Raw genomic sequence first — 16,756 nt, 5'->3', positions numbered from 1 at the left:
GGCAATCTGTCAGACCAGTTCAGCCCGCTTGAGCTCACTCTTCAGATAGGCATAGTAAATCGGCCCCGCCACCACACCAGGCAGCCCGAACGCCGCTTCGAACACCAGCATCGCCAGCAGCAACTCCCACGCCTTGGCACTGATCTGCCCCCCCACGATCCGCGCGTTGAGGAAGTACTCGACCTTGTGGATGACAATCAGGTAGCCCAGCGCCGCCGCCGCCACCCAGATCGACAGCGACAAGCCGACAATGGTGATCAGGGTGTTGGACATCAAGTTGCCGATTACCGGCAGCAAGCCCAGCAGGAAGGTCAGCACGATCAGCGTCTTGGTCAGCGGCAGGTGCACGCCGAACAGGGGCATCACCACCGCCAGGAAGATGCCGGTGAAAAACGTGTTGAGCAGCGAGATCTTGATCTGCGCGAAGACGATGTTGCGAAACGCCTTCACCAGTAGATTGAGGCGCTCGAACAGCGCCGCCGCCAGGGGCTTGCGCCGGGAAACATCGGGAATGCGCTGCAACGCGATGATGGCACCCAGGATCATGCCGATCAGCAGTGTCACGAACATGTGCGCCATGCCCTTGCCCACCAGTTGCAGATCGCTCAGGTGGCTCTTGATCCAGTCACCGATGGCCACCTTGAACTCGGCGGCGCTGGCGGGCAGGTAGCCCTCGATGAACGGCGGCAGCTGGCCACGGGCGCGCTCGACCAACGCCATGAACTTGTCCAGCGAGGCGCCGGGGTTTTCCGCCTCGTGCAGCAGGAAGCTGAAGGCACCGGCAATCAGCAGCGTCAGGGTACTGACCACCAGCGTACCGAGCAGCGCCACGGCCAGCCAGCGGGCGCGTTGGCCGGCCAGCAGCGGTTGCAGACGCGGGGTAAGCATGTTGACCAGTTCGAACACCAGCAGGCCGGCAAGCAGGCTGGGCAGCAACTTCAGGGGCAAGGCCAGCAGCAGCCCGGCCATGACGATGATCAGGCTGGCCAGGGTGATCTGACGGGGGGTAAAGGTCATACAGCCTCGACGGCAGACAGCGGGAATGCCCGCAGTCTGCCAGCCTTGCGCCTGCAGGCATAGGCGCAGGTCATTTCTTCTTCAGGCAGTCGCTCATGAAGGCTTTGCGTTCGTCACCCTTCAGGGCCTTGGTGGTGGCGTCGGCGTTGCAGGTTTTCATCTTCTCTTGCTGGGTTTGCGGCACGTCCTTTTTCAGGCAAGTGCTCATGAAGGCTTTGCGCTCATCGCCCTTGAGGGCCTTGGCGGTGGCGTCGGCGTTGCAGGTTTTCATCTTTTCTTGCTGCGCGGTGTTGGCCGCGAAGCCTTGGGCGCTGAACAGCACGGCCAGCACCAGTAATGGAATGTGCAGCACTTTCATGGAGTGGTCTCCTTCGCTCCGCGCCCGATGCACGGGGGTCGAGCTGAGTGTAGCCAAGATTTTTCAGCGCCCTGCCCGTGCGTGCCTACGGTACTGCTCCGGCGAGCACTGGGCTTGGCGCTGGAACATGGCAATGAACGCCGAGGCACTGCTGTAGCCAAGGTCGAAGGCGATGGCCTGAATCGGCAGGCCGGCCTCCAACGCTTCGATCGCACGCAAGAACCGCAGCCGCAAGCGCCACTCCCCAAAGTTCATGCCCAGCTCACGCAGGAACTGGCGGGCCAGGGTACGCTCGCTGACATGCACCTGCGCGGCCCATGCGGCCAACGGGCGGTTGTCGCCGGGCTCGGCACCCAGGGCGTCGAGCACCCGACGCAGGCTTTCGCCATGCGCAAACGGCAGGTAACAGGCCTGGGTGGGCGCCAGCAGCAACTGGTCGAGCAGCACCTGCACCAGGCGCTGGTCGCGCTCGTCCTCCGCCACCTTGAGGTCGCGCCGAGCAAAGTCGGCGAGGATGGCCTTGAGAATGTCGCTGATCATCAGGCTGCACGGTTGTTGCGGCAGGCCGGCGCACAGGGTGCGGTCCAGGTAGACCGAGCGGTAGACGATGGCCTGGGGGTTGTAGCAGCCATGTTCGGTATCGGGCGGTACCCACACGGCGTAGTGCGGCGGCGACAGAAAGCGCTGGCCGGCGACGTCCAGCTGCATCACGCCATGGGCGGAGTAGTTGAGCTGGCCCCAGGTGTGACGGTGCGGGGCGCTGAGGGTGTCGGCACCGAACTCGTCGTGGCGGAAGTACACCGGGGCCGGGAGCTGGGTGAACTGGGGGATGTCGAGGTGTTTGGGCGGCATGCTGACTGTCTTGCGGGGCGGGTTGTCTGGATAGAAGTATAGCCTTGTAGACAGACAGTTGATAATGGCTGACATCGGGGCCTGCTGTGCACGCCCTTTCAGTCCTACACGAGTAAGCCGCTACATGAACTACCTGTTCCCCCTCACCGCCATCCTCATCTGGGCCGGCAACACCGTGGTCACCAAGATGTCCGCCGGTGCCATCCACCCCGCCGAAATCGGCTTCTACCGCTGGCTGCTGGCCGCCCTGCTGTTCACCCCGTTCCTGCTGCCTGCCGTGTGGCGCAACCGCGCGGCGATCCGCCCGCACCTGGGCAAGGTGTTCGTGCTGGGCGTGCTGGGCATGGCGCTGTACCAGAGCCTGGCCTACTTCGCCGCCGGCATTACCAGCGCCACCAACATGGGCATCATCCTCTCGCTGATGCCGCTGATGTCACTGGCACTTTCCATCGCCTGGCTGGGCCAGCGCCTGAGCTACGGTGCCCTGCTGGGCGCAGTGGTGTCGTTCTTTGGCGTACTGGAAGTGGTCAGCGCCGGCCATCCCGCCAGCCTGCTGGCGCATGGCCTGAACAGCGGCGACCTGCTGATGCTGGTGGCCACCCTGGCTTACGCGCTGTACAGCTTCCTGCTGAAGAAATGGCAGCTGCGCCTGCCGCCCCTGCAGTTGCTGTACCTGCAGGTGCTGGTGGCCATCGTCGTGCTGCTGCCGTTGTTCCTGCTGTCGGACAAGACCGGCCTGAACAGCCACAACATCGGCCTGGTGCTGTACGCCTGCGTGCTGGCCTCGATGATCGCGCCGCTGGTGTGGATGCAAGCTGTGCATCGCCTGGGGCCAAGTCGCACCACGCTGTTCTTCAACCTGCTGCCGGTTGTCACCGCAGTGATCGCCGCCGTGGTGCTCGACGAGCAACTGGCCCGCTATCACCTGGTCGGCGGCTTGCTGACCTTGGCCGGGGTGGTGCTGGCCGAGCGCTGGACCACGCCCATTCGCCGCTAAAGCCCTGCAGCCTTGAGCCGGGCGGCATGTTCAGTGAACAGCCGCACCGGCTCTGCACCTTTACCCACGGCGCCGAGCGACTGGTTGACGATATCCAGATGGTCCAACGGGTAGTCGTCACCAATCACCTGACCCAGGTGCGAACTGAAACGCCCGACCATGCCGTCACATTGGCCCTTTTCCTTGACGAAGCTGCGCGCGAACAGGCGGCAGAAGCGGTTGCTGCCGTCAAAGCGGTTGCGCCCCTGGTCGGTCAGGCCGGGCTGCAAGGTGCCGGACCACGAGTAATAGCGCACGCCATCGACTTCATATGCCCCTTCCCCACCCCAGGTCTGCGGCAGCCCCTGTGGATAAGCCTGGTTGAACAGCCCCACCCCGGCGCGGGTCAGCGACTGGTGCGAGGCGTGCACATCAACCGGCAGCGGGTCGCGGCGCCAACCGGTTTCCAGCCACACCAGCAACACGGCAAAACCATGCAATACGGCCTTGAGAATACGGCCCTGGGGGGAATCGCCCGGTGCCGTGCGCTCCAGGTGGTCAGCCAGCTCGGAGCCGTGGTTGGGGCCAGCCACCGAGGTGACCGAAGCCACCCGATCCGGCCGCTTGGCCGCAGCGTAGCGCGCACTCAGGGCACCCTGGCTATGGCCGATCAGGTTGACCTTGGCGGCGCCGGTGCGCTGGCAAATGTCTTCGATGATCGCCAGCAACTGCTCGCCACGCACCTCGCTTGAGTGCAGCGGCGAAACCTGCACCGGAAACACCCGTGCCCCGCCCTTGCGCAGGGCCGGCACGATGCCGAACCAGTACGGATAGAGCACCAACCGGACAAACCCGAGCATGCCCGGCACCAGCACCAACGGGTATCGCGTGGCCAATTCCTGCTGCATTGCCCCAGCCCCTTTCCGTGGACGACCGGCCAACACTACAGCGGCCATCATGACCATCGCAATCGAACTCCTGGCGCGCGCTGTGGTTCCAAACCACACAGACCCTTTGCAAGGAGCGGGACCATGTACAAGCAGACCCTGGCAATCCTTCTGGCAAGTGCCACCCTGGCCGCCTGCGGCAGCCGCCCGGAAAACCCGGTGGACTACGTCACCTACCGCGACGAACCACTGGTCAAACAAGTGGAACACGGCATGACCATGCAGAAGGTCATCGCCATCGGCGGCAGCCCGTCGAACGTAATCGACCTGCCGCACGGGGGCACCTGCAACGACTACATCCTCAACCGCGACGGCAAACAGCAGCCCTACTACGTGCGCTTCGACGCCACCGGCCATGTCGACGCCAAGGGCTTCAAAACCTGCAAACAACGCCAAGAGGACAGCGACGCCTTGCATGGCGCCTGAGTCCCACCCTGATCTACCGTCCTGACCCGTCTGGAGATAACCATGAGCAACGTTGAACTGACCGATGTGCAAACCCTGCGCGAGCGTGCCCGCCAGCATGTCGAGCAAGGCGCGGTGACCGAGGGCTACAACGCCGACCGCACGGAGATCCTGCGCCTGCTGAACGAGTCACTGGCCACCGAGCTGGTCTGCGTGCTGCGCTACAAGCGCCACTACTTCATGGCCAGCGGCATCAAGGCCAGTGTGGCGGCCAGCGAGTTTCTGGAGCATGCCAACCAAGAAGCCGAGCATGCCGACAAACTGGCGGAGCGCATCGTGCAGCTGGGCGGGGAGCCAGATTTCAACCCGGATAACCTGAGCAAGAATTCCCATGCCCAATATGTCGCGGGTAATTCATTGAAGGAGATGGTGCTGGAGGATCTGGTGGCGGAGCGAATTGCCATTGATAGCTACCGCGAGATCATTCAGTACATCGGCGATAAAGACCCGACTACGCGGCGCATCTTCGAGGACATCCTGGCGCAGGAAGAAGAGCACGCGGACGATATGTCCGATCTGCTACAAGGGCTGTAATCGCAAGGGGCTGCTCTGCAGCCCATCGCCGGCTTGCCGGCGATTGGGCCGCAACGCGGCCCCCTATCATTTCTTGCCTTTCACCGCAGCCGGCGCCTTGCCCGCCTTCATCTGCTGCAACAGCGGCGTGCACTGGTTGGGATCATCCCCACTGCTGGGCGCAATCAGCGCCAGCAACCCCGCCGCCGGCCCCGCCACGACACCGAGCGCCACCATTCCCGCACCGCGTAGCGCCAGCGGCAACGCCTGCACCCCGGCACTGGGCTTGGCAAACGGCCCGCGCACATACAGCGGCGATCGCAGCGAGAACAGCCGCAGCCCTTTCGATTCCGGCGTGATCTTCAAGTCCAACTGCTCGCTGGCGAAATTGGCCGTGCCGTTGATGTAGATGATGGCGTTCTCGGTATCGAAGATGAACAGGCGCGTTGTGGCCAGGCCATCCTTGATCCCCACATCTGCCGCCGCGCAATTGATCTTCACATCCTCGTCACCAAACAGTTTGCCGACCACGTAGTTGCCCACGTTCAAACCGGCAATCTCCATCAAGCTGCGACTGATGGCGCCATCGTTGATCAGCATGCGCAGGTCACCATTGGCCGTGCCCAGCAAAGCCGCTACCGAGTTGCCACGGCCGCTGATGTCGGCATCACCGTTCAGCTCGCCAAAGCTGGTCTGCATCGGTGCAAAGGAAGGGAACAGTTGCTTGAGCTTGAAACCACGTGCAGTCAGCTGGGCACGCCCCTGCAATGGCACGTTGCGCCCGTCCAGGCGGATCTTCGAGGCCAGGTTGCCGCCCGCCACGCCAAACCGCAGGGGCTCCAGACGCAGCAGGCCGTCTTCCAGAATCACGTGGGCCGACAAGTCATTGAACGGCAGTTGCGCGCTGTGCACGATGCGCTTGCCGGCAATGGTGACATCCGCGTCCATGGCGCGCCAACGCTCGGTGCGGAACTCTTCCACCGGCAGCACCTTGCCCGTCGGCTGCTTGCTGGCACCGCCACGGGCCTTCTGTTCGGCGTTGGAGTCGGCGCCGATCAGCGGTGCCAGGTCCTTGAACAGCAACTGGTTCGAAACCAGGTTGCCGGACAACTTGGGCCGTGGCTGGCTGGCGACGAAGGCCAGGTCACCGTGAATATCGCTGTCACCGATCTTGCCGTTGAAGCCCTGATAGTTGAATGTCGCCCCTTGCGCCGCGTGCAGGTTGGCGTTGAGGCGGCCGTCAGTGGAGTAGGCCGGGGTGTCTGGCAGGGTCACGCCGGTCAATGGATAGAGGTTACCCAGGCTGGCGCCGGACAAGCGCAGGCGCAGGTCGAGGGCGCCGAGGTTGCGTGGATCGGTCAGGGTGCCGGCGAGCACCACATGGGTATCGGCAATCCGCACGTCGGCCTGCAGCGGGAACGGCTGGCTGGCGTCCTGTAATGCCAACAGGCCGCCGATTTTGCCGGTGCCGGACACCGGCTGGCCCTTGTAGCGGCCCTGGGCCTTGAGCCCGAAGGCGTAGTCCTGGGCACCACCGACTTTTTCGGCGCTGGCCTTGCCGACGATGTCGCTGAACGGGATCGGTTTGCCCAGCGGGTCGATCTGCACCTTCATGCTGGTTTGCAGGGTCTGGTCGTCGAAGCTGACATTACCTTGGTCGAAACCGATGGCGCCGATGTCCAGCTGCCATTTTGAAGGTTCTGCGTTTTCGTCTTTTGGCCCGAGGTCAAAGGTCCAGTTGGCCCGGCCATCGGCCAGGCGGGTGAGGCTGGCCGTCGGTTTGGTGAGGTTGATGCGCGGGATGCTGATCTGCTGGAACAGCAACGGCAGCGGCGCCAGGCGGAACTCGACACGCTCCAGGCCGACCATCTTCGGCTCCTTGAGCCAGTCGGGGTTGCCCAACGTCAGGTCTTCGGCGATGAAGTGCGGCCATGGCACCCAGGCACGCCAGCCACCTTCTTCGGGCTCGGTATGCCACTGGACGGCAAGGTTGCCATTGATCGCAAAAGGCCGGTGCAGGGCCTCGGACACCTTCTCGTTCAGCAGCGGCTTGACGCGGTTCCAGTCAAAGGTGGCAATCACAACCACCAGGATCGCCAGCAGTGTCAGCAGGCTGGTGAGGGTCCAGACGAGAATTCTGGCGGGACGCGTCATTGCGGGGTTCTCCTTGCGGCATGGCACAAAACGGGCGCAGCGGTGGCACTTGATATCTGGGACTGATGAAAACCCGCAGGGTTTTATCGATGGCGCCATGATAGCGAAGTTTTTCCTGGCCTTTTGCTCAGCAATTTGTCGCGCCAGGCCCTACCTGTTACCCGCCCGCAGCAGGGGAAACTCGCCGCGCCTATCCCTGCAAGGTACGGAATAGAGCCGTTTTCCCACCTCTATCAATGCGGTCGATTGTTACCATTACCCGTATGAACTTCTCTCTGGCGTTACGCGGCGTAGCATTGGCTCCGTACCCACTTTCCAGCCCCCGAGAGGAGCACCGAAATCATGAAACGTCATCTGCTGACCCTGACACTGTCCATCCTGGCTGCCAACGCGTTTGCCCTGCCAGCCGCCGAACAACACCTGACCGCTGAATCGCGCTCCAGCGCTGCCGAAATCGCCCAACCGCTGAAAACCGTAGCCGAAGGTGGTTCTGACCGCCTGATCGAACGCAGTGGCCGTGTCGCCGAAGGTGGCTCTGATCGCCTGATCGAACGCAGTGGCCGCGTCGCCGAAGGTGGCTCTGATCGCCTGATCGAACGCAGTGGTCGCGTCGCTGAAGGTGGTTCTGATCGCCTGATCGAACGCAGTGGTCGCGTCGCCGAAGGTGGCTCTGATCGCCTGATCGAACGCAGTGGTCGCGTCGCCGAAGGTGGCTCTGATCGCCTGATCGAACGCAGTGGTCGCGTCGCCGAAGGTGGTTCTGATCGCCTGATCGAACGCAGTGGCCGCGTCGCTGAAGGTGGTTCGGATCGCCTGGTTGAACTCAGCCGTGTGAGCTGATCGCCATGGTCGAAAAGAACAACTCATGTCACAACGCTTGCTCCCCTCCAGGCCCGGTCATTGACCGGGCTTTGTTTTTTTAACTAGAGTGCCCAGCCTTACCGTCACAGAAGCCCGCACCATGCTGCCGCGCGCCGAACAGAAGCTACAGACCCGCCAGGCCCTGCTCGATGCCGCCTGCCTGCTGATGGAGAGCGGCCGGGGGTTCGGCAGTATCAGCCTGCGTGAAGTGGCCAAGACGGCAGGCATCGTGCCCACCGGGTTTTACCGGCATTTTTCCGACATGGACGCCTTGGGCCTGGCCCTGGTGGCCGAAATCGACACAACCTTCCGTCAGACCATCCGCCTGGTACGGCAAAACGAATTCGAACTGGGCGGCATCACCGACGCCTCGGTGCGCATCTTCCTCGACGTGGTGGCCGCCCACCGCGCGCAGTTCCTGTTCCTGGCCCGCGAGCAGTACGGAGGTTCACAAGCCGTGCGCCAAGCCATTGCCCGCCTGCGCCAGGACATCAGCGACGACCTGGCCACCGACCTTGCGCGCATGAAACGCTGGCAGCACCTGGACAGCGCCGCGCTGGCGGTGATGGCCGACTTGGTGGTGAAAACGGTGTTTGCCACCCTGCCAGAGCTTATCGACAGCCCGGAACCGGGTTATCCACAGGCACTGACGCCGCAGGAAAAAATCACCCAGCAATTGCGCTTCATCTTTGTCGGGGCGCGGCATTGGCAAGGGCTGGGCAACCCACAACCCTAGTTCTGCTACCATGGCGCCCTGCCCGACAGCGACGAGCGCCGACATGTCCAACCCCCGCCACACCCTGCCCGAACTGGCCCGTTTCAACCAGCACTTCGCCGAGCGCATCGTACCGCTGTGGCAAGGCCCGGGCTGGAATGCCGACATGGCCCTGCCCTACGAGGCGCTGGACAATCAGCATCAGCCATTGCCAGTGCAGCGCTACCGGGCCATGGCCTGCGCACGCCAGCTGTACCTGTTCAGCAGCCGTATCGGCCAACCGGGCGCAGCCGAGCGCGCAGCCGCCTTGTTCCGCTCGTTGCAAAAGCACTTCCACGACGCCGAGCACGGTGGCTGGTTCTACAGCATCGATGCCCAGGGCAAACCGCTGGACCGCCGAAAGGATCTGTACACCCACGCATTCATCGTCTTCGCCTGCGCGCACTACTGGGGCAAGGTACGCGAAAACCTGGTCGAGTCCACCCTGAACGCCGCGCTGGACATCATCGATCAGCAGTTCGCCCGTGACGACGGCCTGTACGAAGCCAGCCTGGGCGAAGACTGGGCCGACCTGGGCAGCGGCCCGCTGCAGAACCCGCAGATGCACCTGGCCGAAGCGTTCCTGCAAGTGCTGGCGGTGCGTGATGACGGGCATACCCAACAGTCGCTGCTGCAACTGTGCGAGGCACTGCAAACACACTTCATCGAACCGGCCCACGGCCTGATGCTGGAAAAGCCACGCGGGGCTGTGGATAACTGGTTTGAGCCGGGGCACCAGTTCGAGTGGTTCTACCTGCTGCATACCTCGCCGCTGCTGCGTGATACGCCGCTGCATGCGTCCATCGACCGGGCATTCGGCTTTGCCGAGCAATACGGGGTGAAAGAAGGGGCGGTATTGGCGATGCTGGATGTGGAGGGCAAGGTGATCGACGCCACCCAGCGGATCTGGGCGCAGGCGGAGTACCTGCGAGCGCTGGTGCTACGTGAGGCGGGTGAGGCGAAATTGGCTACCCAGATGCAGGCGCTGGAAGCGCGGTTCCTGCGGGAAGCGGGCTGGTATGAATGCCGGGATGGGGAAGGTAATGTCAGCCGGCATGATATGCCTTCGACTACGCCCTACCACTTGGCGACCTGCCTGGAAGGTTTGCAGCGCCTGAGCTGACGCTTTCGCGGGTAAACCCGCTCCCACAGGTATTGCACAAGCCCTGTGGGAGCGGGTTTACCCGCGAATAGGCCATCAAATCTAACCCTTGACCGTACGGTCGATGGAGAACCCTGCCCAATCCTGGCTCACCGGCATCAGCTCCAGGCTGTTGATGTTGATGTGCGCCGGCTGGTTGAGGATCCAGAAGATGGTCTCGGCAATGTCCTGCGGCTGGATCGGCTCCGCACCGGCATAGGTAGCGTCGTACTTGGCCTGGTCACCGCCGAAGCGCACCAGCGAGAACTCGCTCTCGCACAGGCCCGGCTCGATGTTGCTCACCCGCACGCCAGTCCCGCGCAGGTCGCAGCGCAGGCTCAGCGAGAACTGGCCGACAAAGGCCTTGGTGCCGCCATACACGTTGCTGCCCGGGTACGGGTAGTTGCCCGCCACAGAACCCACGTTGAGGATCGATGCACCTCGGCCGTGGGCGATCAGGCGTGGCAGCAGCAGGCGGGTGGTGTACATCAGGCCCTTGATGTTGGTGTCGACCATGGTTTCCCAGTCGTCCAGGCTGCAGTTCTGCGCTGCGTCCACGCCCAGCGCCAGGCCAGCGTTGTTCACCAGGCCGCGCAGCTTGTCGAAACCGGCCGGCAGGGTGGCGATGGCCTGTTCCATGGCCTTGCGGTCACGTACGTCCAGCACCAGGCCATGCACTTCGGTCTTGGCCGACAGTTCCGCGCACAGGGCGTCCAGGCGCTCCTTGCGACGGCCAGTGAGCACCAGTTTCCAGCCGGCCTCGGCAAAGCGGCGGGCGGTGGCCTCGCCGAAACCGGACGTGGCGCCAGTGATGAATACGGTGGACGTCATGCTCTGTTCCTCACGGTAGGTTGTCATGGCAGCTTTGCAGCATGCCCGCGCCGGGCGCTGGCAGCAAGCCAGTCTGGCGGCTGTTCATTTTTTGTTCATCTACGGCAAACCCTTGCAGCAGAGGGCCCGGCGCCAGCTATGCGCATGTTATCCACAAGGCTTTCCCCACGGATTGGGGGCAACTTGTCCACGGTGCGGAACCCTTTCAGCGACAGGTGGTCGTTGGATATCTTTTGAGTGATGGCGCAAGGCTTTCAAGCATGCCGCCTGCAGCGGTCTGTCCAACGTTTCTTCACAGAGTTATCCACAGGCGTTTCAGCGACATCCAAGTCCTTGCGGGGCTTTGAAAAACCTTGAAAAATCATCCACAAAGAGCGCCTGATCAAAAAACGATCAACCCTGTGCAGGGCTTGGTATCAAAGGGATTGAGCGAGATGCCACCATGTTTTCCACAGGCGGTTCCACATTATCCGTGGAAAAGATCCGGCCTGTGGAAAGATGGGGCCAGGAAGGAAACCGGGGTATGTGGAGACAGGTCCGTGGCAAGTTGTCCACATTGAGAATGGGCCGCTCAGCGGCCCCGAATGAAACTCAGTGCCCGCCAAGGTAGGCGTTACGCACCTCTTCGTTGACCAGCAACTCCTGCCCGGTCCCGGTCATGCGGATCTGCCCGTTGACCATCACATACGCCCGGTCCGACAGCTTCAGCGCATGGTTGGCGTTCTGCTCCACCAGAAAGATGGTCATCCCGCTCTTGGCCAGCTCGCGCAAGGTCGAGAAGATCTGCTTGACCACAATCGGCGCCAGCCCCAGCGACGGCTCATCCAGCAGCAGCAGCTTCGGCCGGCTCATCAGCGCCCGGGCAATGGCCAACATCTGCTGCTCACCCCCGGACATGGTCATGGCCCGCTGGTTACGCCGCTCCTTCAAGCGCGGGAACAGCTCGTACATGCGCTGCATGTCTTCGTCGGCATGCTTGTCGCCGATGGGGATGGTGCCCATCATCAGGTTCTCCTCGACGGTCATGTCGGGGAACACCCGGCGCCCTTCCGGCGACTGAGCGATGCCGTTGGAGGCGATGTAGTGCGACGACTTGCGGGTGATGTCGGTGCCGCGATAAACGATGTGCCCCGACGCTGCCCGAGGCTGGCCGAAAATAGACATCAACAGGGTCGACTTGCCCGCACCGTTGGCACCAATCAGGCTGACCGTCTCACCTTCGTTGATGTGCATCGACACCTTTTTCAGCGCCTGGATCGGCCCATAGAACACGTCCAGGTCCTTCAGTTCGAGAATGGGCGCACTCATACCAGTTCCTCTTCGTCTGCACCCAGGTAGGCGGCGATCACCGTCGGGTTGTGGCGGATGTCTTGCGGGGCGCCTTCGGCAATCACGTTGCCGTGGTCCAGCACCACGATATGGTCGGAAATGCTCATGACCATGCCCATGTCGTGCTCAATCAGCACCACGGTGATGTCGTGCTCGTCACGCAGCACGCGGATCATGCGGCTGAGTGCCTCGGTTTCCTGCGGGTTCAGGCCTGCTGCCGGTTCATCCAGGCAGATGATTTTGGGCCGCGTACACATGGCCCGGGCAATCTCCAGGCGACGCTGCTGACCGTACGACAGCTCACCGGCCAGGCGGTTGGCGCAGTCGACCAGGTCGACCACTTCCAGCCAGTAGAAGGCGTGGTCCAGCGCATCGCTCTCGGCCTTGCGGTAGGCCTTGGTGTTGAGCACCCCGGCCAGCAGGTTGCGGTTGACCCACATGTGCTGGGCCACCAGCAGGTTTTCCACCACCGACATTTCCTTGAACAGGCGAATGTTCTGGAAGGTACGGGCCAGGCCTGCGCGGTTGACCAGGTGAGTGCCGCCGAACATCTTGTAGTACAGCCGGTTGGCAAAGCGCGCCGGCGACACGAAGTCCGCCGCCTGGAAGCGCTCGCCCAGCAGCTGGATGACGTTGGTGTGGCTGCCGCGAACGTTCAGCTCGATGCGCCCGCCGCTGGCCTTGTAGAAGCCGGTCAGGCAGTTGAACACCGTGGTCTTGCCCGCGCCATTGGGGCCGATCAGGGCGAAGATCTGATTGCGCTTGACCTTGAGGCTGACGTCGCTGAGCGCCTTGATGCCACCGAACTGCATCATCAGGTTGTCGACCGAGAGAATGATATCGTCGCTCATGGCGCCACTCCTTTACGCGGGGTCACACCGGTACGGCTGATGCGGATCAGCCCACGCGGTCGCCAGATCATCATCAGCACCATCAGCACGCCGAACAGCAGTACCCGGTATTCGGAGAAGCTGCGCAGCAGTTCCGGCGCAACGGTCAGCACGAATGCAGCAATCACCACGCCCACGGTCGAGCCCATGCCACCCAGCACGACGATGGCGAGGATCAGCGCCGACTCGAAGAAGGTGAACGACGACGGGTTGACGAAGCCCTGGTAAGTGGCAAAGAACACCCCGGCCAGGCCGGCAGTGGAAGCACCCAGGGTAAAGGCCGACAGCTTGACCAGTACGTGGTTCAGGCCCATCGAACGGCAGGCGATCTCGTCTTCACGCAGTGCTTCCCAGGCCCGGCCGACCGGCATGCGGGTCAGGCGGTGCTTGATGTAGAGCACCGCCAGCACGACGATGAACAGCACCGCGTAGATGAACACGAACTTGAGGTTGGCGTTGTAATCGAAGCCGAAGAACTCGTGGATCGGTACGCCGCCGTCCTTGGCCCGACGGCCGAACTCCAGGCCGAAGAAGGTTGGCGACGGCGCCGGCATGCCGTTGGGGCCACCGGTGAACGACAGCCAGTTGTTCAGCACCAGGCGGATGATTTCGCCAAAGCCCAAGGTCACGATCGCCAGGTAGTCACCGTGCATCCTCAGCACCGGGAAGCCGAGAATGCACCCCGCCAGTGCTGCGGCAATCGCCGCCAGCGGCAGCACGCTCCAGAAGCCCAGGCCCAAATACTGGTAGCCCAGCGCCAACCCGTAGGCACCAATGGCATAGAACGCCACGTAGCCCAGGTCGAGCAGGCCGGCCAGGCCGACCACGATGTTAAGGCCAAGGCCCAGCAACACGTAGATCAGCCCAAGGATGACCACGGTCAGCAGGTACTTGTTGGCAAACACCGGGAACACAATGGCAATCACGATCAGCGCGGGGATGATGTAACGCAAGCGCGACTTGTAGTCCGGTGCGTTCACATGCACGCCCGAGCCACCGCTTTCAAAGCCCTGGAGCATGCGCGTGCCAGCGGCGGTCTGCAGGTACAGGCTGAGCAGGAAGCGCCCCAGCATCACCCCGCCCACCAGCCAGGCCACGCGCCGCGGCTCGGCATTGAAGCTGTAGCCGTCGAGCACCACGCCGACGACCGGGCCAAACACAATGAGTGCCAGCAGGCCGGCGACGATGGTCTCCAGCAGGCTGCGTTTAAGGTCGAAACCCTTGGTTTCGGTAACAGCGGCAGTTTTGGCAACGGACATGTTCACACCTTAGCCACGAGCGGGCGACCCAGCAGGCCTTGTGGGCGGAAGATAAGGATCATCACCAGCAGCGAGAAGCTGAACACGTCCTTGTAGTCGGAGTTGATCAGGCCAGAGAACAGCGACTCGGAAATACCCAGGATGATCCCGCCGAGCATGGCGCCAGGCAGCGAGCCGATACCACCGAGCACGGCGGCGGTGAACGCCTTGATGCCGATGATGAAGCCGGCGTAGAAGTCGAAGGTGCCGTAGTTCATGGTGATCAGCACGCCGGCCAGCGCGGCCATGACTGCGCCGATGACGAACACGTAGGAGATCACCCGGTCGGTGTTGATGCCCAGGATCGAGGCCATCTTGCGGTCTTGCTGGGTGGCGCGGCACATGCGGCCGAGCTTGGTGTACTTGATTACGTAGGTGAGCAGGCCCATGCCGACGAAGGCGGCCACCAGAATGAAGATCTTGGTGTAGGTCAGTTGCACGAAGCCGGTGCCGACTTCGACACGCATGGCACCTTCAAGCAAGGTTGGAACACCTTGCTGGCGGGCACCCTGGCTGATCTGTGCATAGTTTTGCAGGATCAGCGAAATGCCGATGGCGCTGATGAGCGGTGCCAGGCGGGTAGAGTTACGCAGGGGTTTGTAAGCGATGCGCTCGATGGTGAAGCCGTATACGCCCGTAACGACGATGGTGAACAACAGCGTGCCCAGCATCAGCAGGGGGAACGACTCGATACCGAAGTAAGCCAGCAATGCCAGGCTGATCGCCGCCAGGTAGGCGGAGATCATGTACACCTCGCCGTGCGCGAAGTTGATCATGCCGATAATGCCATAGACCATTGTGTAGCCGATGGCGATCAGGCCATAGACCGACCCGAGGGTCAGGCCGTTGACCAGTTGCTGCAGGAAAATACCATCCATAACGCAATCTCACCTGATTGAGATTGCACGAGCGCCGACCACGGCGCGGGCCACCGGTGCGGGGCCCTCGCAGCGCAGAACTGTGCAGATCTACGAATAAAGACAGGTACCGCGGGGCTTGGGCCCGAGCATCAGCCCGGGCCGTGGGCCGTTGTTATTTTTGTTTTTCCAGCTGGTGGTATTTACCGTCTTTATCCCACTGGTAGACCACGTAGTCGGACACGGTGAGGTCACCCTTGCTGTCCCACTTCTTCTCGCCCATCACCGTCTTGACCGGGTTGGCCTTGAGCCACTTGGCCGCGTCTTCGCCCTTGTTCGACTTGGCGCCGTTGAATGCAGCCGCCAGGGCTTCCAGCGAGGCGTAGGCGTACAGGGTGTAACCTTCAGGTTCGGTACCGGCCTTGCGGAACTCCTCTACCACCGCTTTGCTGTCGGGCAGCAGGCGCGGGTCGGCGCCGAAGGTCATGTACACGCCATCGACGTACTGCGCGCCGCCAGCGGTGGACACCAGTTCGTCGGTGACGATGCCGTCATCGGACATGAACTTGACGTCTTTCAGGCCCTGCTCGCGCAGTTGGCGGACCAGCGGGCCAGCCTCTGGGTGCAGGCCGCCGAAGTAGACCACGTCGGCACCGGTGGAGCGGATCTTGGTGACCACGGCGCTGAAGTCTTTCTCGCCGCGGGTCAGGCCTTCGTACAGCACAGGCTTCACGCCGCGTTTTTCCAGTTGCGCCTTGGTCGCGTCGGCCAGGCCCTGGCCATAGGTGTCCTTGTCGTGCAGCACCGCGACTTTCTTGCCCTTGAGCACGTCAACGATGTAGTCGCCGGCGACGATACCCTGCTGGTCGTCACGGCCGCACATGCGGAACATGGCACTGAGGCCGCGCTCGGTCACTTGTGGGTTGGTCGAGCCCGGGGTAATGGCAATGATGCCCGCTTCGTCATACACCTCAGAGGCTGGAATGGTGTTGGAAGAACAGAAGTGCCCCACCACGCCGATCACTTTGTCCTGATCGGCCAGGCGGTTGGCCACGGCCACGGCCTGCTTCGGTTCGCAGGCGTCATCGCCTTTGACCAGGACGATTTTCTCGCCGTTGACGCCACCGGCGGCGTTGATCTTGTCGGCCGCTGCCTGCGCACCTTTCATGTACTGCTCGCCAAACGCGGCGTTAGCCCCGGTCATTGGGCCCGCTACACCGATCTTGACGTCGGCCTGAACATACGAAGAAACACCTAGGGCCGTAGCTACGGCCAGAGCCAGGAAACCTTTCTTGTAAAACGTCTGCGACATGAGGTGGTGCTCCTAGAGTTTTTTTTGGTTGGCACTACAACTTCTCAACCCTGTGCTCAGAGCAAGGGCCGTGCCATAGGGTTTGTCTTCCGGGAAAACACACTGTGCTAGGCGCCAGCAGGCGACCGGCGGCCTTTTCTTTATTGAGCGTGCAACCGTCTGCCACGCGGCAGGCGCCACCGCACGTACAGACAAGGAGCA

17 protein-coding genes are annotated in these 16,756 nt (G+C 62.6%); 6 read left to right on the top strand and 11 right to left on the bottom strand.

What is annotated here, in order from left to right; genetic code table 11:
* Window positions 1-9 precede the first annotated feature (9 nt).
* The 3 genes from FHW75_RS03310 to FHW75_RS03300 all read right to left on the bottom strand — a co-directional run bounded on the left by FHW75_RS03310 (window position 10) and on the right by FHW75_RS03300 (window position 2,227).
* The gene (locus FHW75_RS03310; protein ID WP_016712232.1) at window positions 10-1,017 is read right to left on the bottom strand and encodes an AI-2E family transporter; all 1,008 of its coding nucleotides are present in this window, start codon (window positions 1,015-1,017) and stop codon (window positions 10-12) included.
* Window positions 1,018-1,087: 70 nt separating this feature from the next.
* Window positions 1,088-1,375, bottom strand: a complete 288-nt coding sequence (locus FHW75_RS03305) for a PsiF family protein (RefSeq protein ID WP_025754342.1) — start codon at window positions 1,373-1,375, stop codon at window positions 1,088-1,090.
* A gap of 63 nt (window positions 1,376-1,438) precedes the next feature.
* The gene (locus FHW75_RS03300; RefSeq protein ID WP_183673117.1) at window positions 1,439-2,227 is read right to left on the bottom strand and encodes a helix-turn-helix transcriptional regulator; all 789 of its coding nucleotides are present in this window, start codon (window positions 2,225-2,227) and stop codon (window positions 1,439-1,441) included.
* Between the two features lie 124 nt (window positions 2,228-2,351).
* On the opposite strand from FHW75_RS03300, the gene FHW75_RS03295 reads away from it, so the two are divergent.
* A complete protein-coding gene (locus tag FHW75_RS03295; RefSeq protein WP_019096785.1) occupies window positions 2,352-3,224 on the top strand; it encodes a DMT family transporter in 873 nt (290 codons plus the stop codon).
* On the opposite strand, the gene FHW75_RS03290 is transcribed toward FHW75_RS03295, so the two are convergent.
* The gene (locus FHW75_RS03290; RefSeq protein WP_020424232.1) at window positions 3,221-4,111 is read right to left on the bottom strand and encodes a triacylglycerol lipase; all 891 of its coding nucleotides are present in this window, start codon (window positions 4,109-4,111) and stop codon (window positions 3,221-3,223) included. The genes FHW75_RS03295 and FHW75_RS03290 overlap by 4 nt on opposite strands.
* Before the next feature lie 123 nt (window positions 4,112-4,234).
* Between FHW75_RS03290 and osmE the strand changes: the two genes are divergently transcribed.
* Together osmE and FHW75_RS03280 are read left to right on the top strand one after the other, a co-directional pair.
* A complete protein-coding gene (gene osmE / locus FHW75_RS03285; RefSeq protein WP_016712236.1) occupies window positions 4,235-4,576 on the top strand; it encodes an osmotically-inducible lipoprotein OsmE in 342 nt (113 codons plus the stop codon).
* Window positions 4,577-4,618: 42 nt separating this feature from the next.
* Window positions 4,619-5,149, top strand: coding sequence for a bacterioferritin (locus tag FHW75_RS03280; protein ID WP_016712237.1), 531 nt, complete (start codon window positions 4,619-4,621; stop codon window positions 5,147-5,149).
* A 66-nt stretch (window positions 5,150-5,215) separates the two neighbouring features.
* On the opposite strand, the gene FHW75_RS03275 is transcribed toward FHW75_RS03280, so the two are convergent.
* Window positions 5,216-7,282, bottom strand: a complete 2,067-nt coding sequence (locus tag FHW75_RS03275) for an AsmA family protein (protein ID WP_183673115.1) — start codon at window positions 7,280-7,282, stop codon at window positions 5,216-5,218.
* A gap of 342 nt (window positions 7,283-7,624) precedes the next feature.
* Here FHW75_RS03275 and FHW75_RS03270 point away from each other — a divergent pair, with 342 nt between their 5' ends.
* From FHW75_RS03270 to FHW75_RS03260, 3 genes are all read left to right on the top strand, one after another.
* The gene (locus FHW75_RS03270; RefSeq protein ID WP_089229915.1) at window positions 7,625-8,122 is read left to right on the top strand and encodes a phage infection protein; all 498 of its coding nucleotides are present in this window, start codon (window positions 7,625-7,627) and stop codon (window positions 8,120-8,122) included.
* A 121-nt stretch (window positions 8,123-8,243) separates the two neighbouring features.
* Window positions 8,244-8,879, top strand: coding sequence for a TetR family transcriptional regulator (locus FHW75_RS03265; protein ID WP_019098907.1), 636 nt, complete (start codon window positions 8,244-8,246; stop codon window positions 8,877-8,879).
* Between the two features lie 43 nt (window positions 8,880-8,922).
* On the top strand, window positions 8,923-10,020 hold the full coding sequence (locus tag FHW75_RS03260; RefSeq protein WP_025752464.1) for an AGE family epimerase/isomerase: 1,098 nt from the start codon (window positions 8,923-8,925) through the stop codon (window positions 10,018-10,020).
* 81 nt (window positions 10,021-10,101) lie between these two features.
* Here the strand turns inward: FHW75_RS03260 and FHW75_RS03255 are convergent, their stop codons facing one another.
* The 6 genes from FHW75_RS03255 to FHW75_RS03230 all read right to left on the bottom strand — a co-directional run bounded on the left by FHW75_RS03255 (window position 10,102) and on the right by FHW75_RS03230 (window position 16,555).
* Complete coding sequence (locus FHW75_RS03255) at window positions 10,102-10,869, bottom strand: SDR family oxidoreductase (protein WP_016712242.1); 768 nt, start codon at window positions 10,867-10,869, stop codon at window positions 10,102-10,104.
* 591 nt (window positions 10,870-11,460) lie between these two features.
* Window positions 11,461-12,177, bottom strand: coding sequence for an ABC transporter ATP-binding protein (locus tag FHW75_RS03250; protein WP_016712243.1), 717 nt, complete (start codon window positions 12,175-12,177; stop codon window positions 11,461-11,463).
* Window positions 12,174-13,049: an ATP-binding cassette domain-containing protein gene (locus FHW75_RS03245; RefSeq protein WP_019098909.1), complete on the bottom strand. Its 876-nt coding sequence runs from the start codon at window positions 13,047-13,049 to the stop codon at window positions 12,174-12,176. Before FHW75_RS03245 ends, FHW75_RS03250 begins: the two co-directional genes overlap by 4 nt.
* The gene (gene livM / locus FHW75_RS03240; protein ID WP_016712245.1) at window positions 13,046-14,347 is read right to left on the bottom strand and encodes a high-affinity branched-chain amino acid ABC transporter permease LivM; all 1,302 of its coding nucleotides are present in this window, start codon (window positions 14,345-14,347) and stop codon (window positions 13,046-13,048) included. Before livM ends, FHW75_RS03245 begins: the two co-directional genes overlap by 4 nt.
* Before the next feature lie 2 nt (window positions 14,348-14,349).
* Entirely contained in the window at window positions 14,350-15,264 is a 915-nt protein-coding gene (locus FHW75_RS03235; protein ID WP_019098910.1) for an ABC transporter permease subunit, read from the bottom strand.
* Between the two features lie 154 nt (window positions 15,265-15,418).
* On the bottom strand, window positions 15,419-16,555 hold the full coding sequence (locus FHW75_RS03230; protein ID WP_025752459.1) for a branched-chain amino acid ABC transporter substrate-binding protein: 1,137 nt from the start codon (window positions 16,553-16,555) through the stop codon (window positions 15,419-15,421).
* Window positions 16,556-16,756: the final 201 nt, after the last annotated feature.

Source organism: Pseudomonas sp. OG7, assembly GCF_014192825.1.
Lineage (GTDB): Bacteria > Pseudomonadota > Gammaproteobacteria > Pseudomonadales > Pseudomonadaceae > Aquipseudomonas > Aquipseudomonas monteilii.
The sequence above is the reverse complement of the archived record's forward strand: the minus strand, read 5'-3'. Positions and strand labels throughout refer to the sequence as shown.

What these genes read in the sequence shown, in the direction of transcription:
- livM (WP_016712245.1), bottom strand. Translation starts at nt 14,347, where the DNA reads ATGTCCGTTGCCAAAACTGCCGCTGTTACCGAAACCAAGGGTTTCGAC.
- FHW75_RS03305 (WP_025754342.1), bottom strand. Translation starts at nt 1,375, where the DNA reads ATGAAAGTGCTGCACATTCCATTACTGGTGCTGGCCGTGCTGTTCAGC.
- FHW75_RS03310 (WP_016712232.1), bottom strand. Translation starts at nt 1,017, where the DNA reads ATGACCTTTACCCCCCGTCAGATCACCCTGGCCAGCCTGATCATCGTC.
- FHW75_RS03265 (WP_019098907.1), top strand. Translation starts at nt 8,244, where the DNA reads ATGCTGCCGCGCGCCGAACAGAAGCTACAGACCCGCCAGGCCCTGCTC.
- FHW75_RS03300 (WP_183673117.1), bottom strand. Translation starts at nt 2,227, where the DNA reads ATGCCGCCCAAACACCTCGACATCCCCCAGTTCACCCAGCTCCCGGCC.
- FHW75_RS03295 (WP_019096785.1), top strand. Translation starts at nt 2,352, where the DNA reads ATGAACTACCTGTTCCCCCTCACCGCCATCCTCATCTGGGCCGGCAAC.
- FHW75_RS03250 (WP_016712243.1), bottom strand. Translation starts at nt 12,177, where the DNA reads ATGAGTGCGCCCATTCTCGAACTGAAGGACCTGGACGTGTTCTATGGG.
- FHW75_RS03260 (WP_025752464.1), top strand. Translation starts at nt 8,923, where the DNA reads ATGTCCAACCCCCGCCACACCCTGCCCGAACTGGCCCGTTTCAACCAG.
- FHW75_RS03235 (WP_019098910.1), bottom strand. Translation starts at nt 15,264, where the DNA reads ATGGATGGTATTTTCCTGCAGCAACTGGTCAACGGCCTGACCCTCGGG.
- FHW75_RS03275 (WP_183673115.1), bottom strand. Translation starts at nt 7,282, where the DNA reads ATGACGCGTCCCGCCAGAATTCTCGTCTGGACCCTCACCAGCCTGCTG.
- FHW75_RS03280 (WP_016712237.1), top strand. Translation starts at nt 4,619, where the DNA reads ATGAGCAACGTTGAACTGACCGATGTGCAAACCCTGCGCGAGCGTGCC.
- osmE (WP_016712236.1), top strand. Translation starts at nt 4,235, where the DNA reads ATGTACAAGCAGACCCTGGCAATCCTTCTGGCAAGTGCCACCCTGGCC.
- FHW75_RS03290 (WP_020424232.1), bottom strand. Translation starts at nt 4,111, where the DNA reads ATGCAGCAGGAATTGGCCACGCGATACCCGTTGGTGCTGGTGCCGGGC.
- FHW75_RS03230 (WP_025752459.1), bottom strand. Translation starts at nt 16,555, where the DNA reads ATGTCGCAGACGTTTTACAAGAAAGGTTTCCTGGCTCTGGCCGTAGCT.
- FHW75_RS03245 (WP_019098909.1), bottom strand. Translation starts at nt 13,049, where the DNA reads ATGAGCGACGATATCATTCTCTCGGTCGACAACCTGATGATGCAGTTC.
- FHW75_RS03255 (WP_016712242.1), bottom strand. Translation starts at nt 10,869, where the DNA reads ATGACGTCCACCGTATTCATCACTGGCGCCACGTCCGGTTTCGGCGAG.
- FHW75_RS03270 (WP_089229915.1), top strand. Translation starts at nt 7,625, where the DNA reads ATGAAACGTCATCTGCTGACCCTGACACTGTCCATCCTGGCTGCCAAC.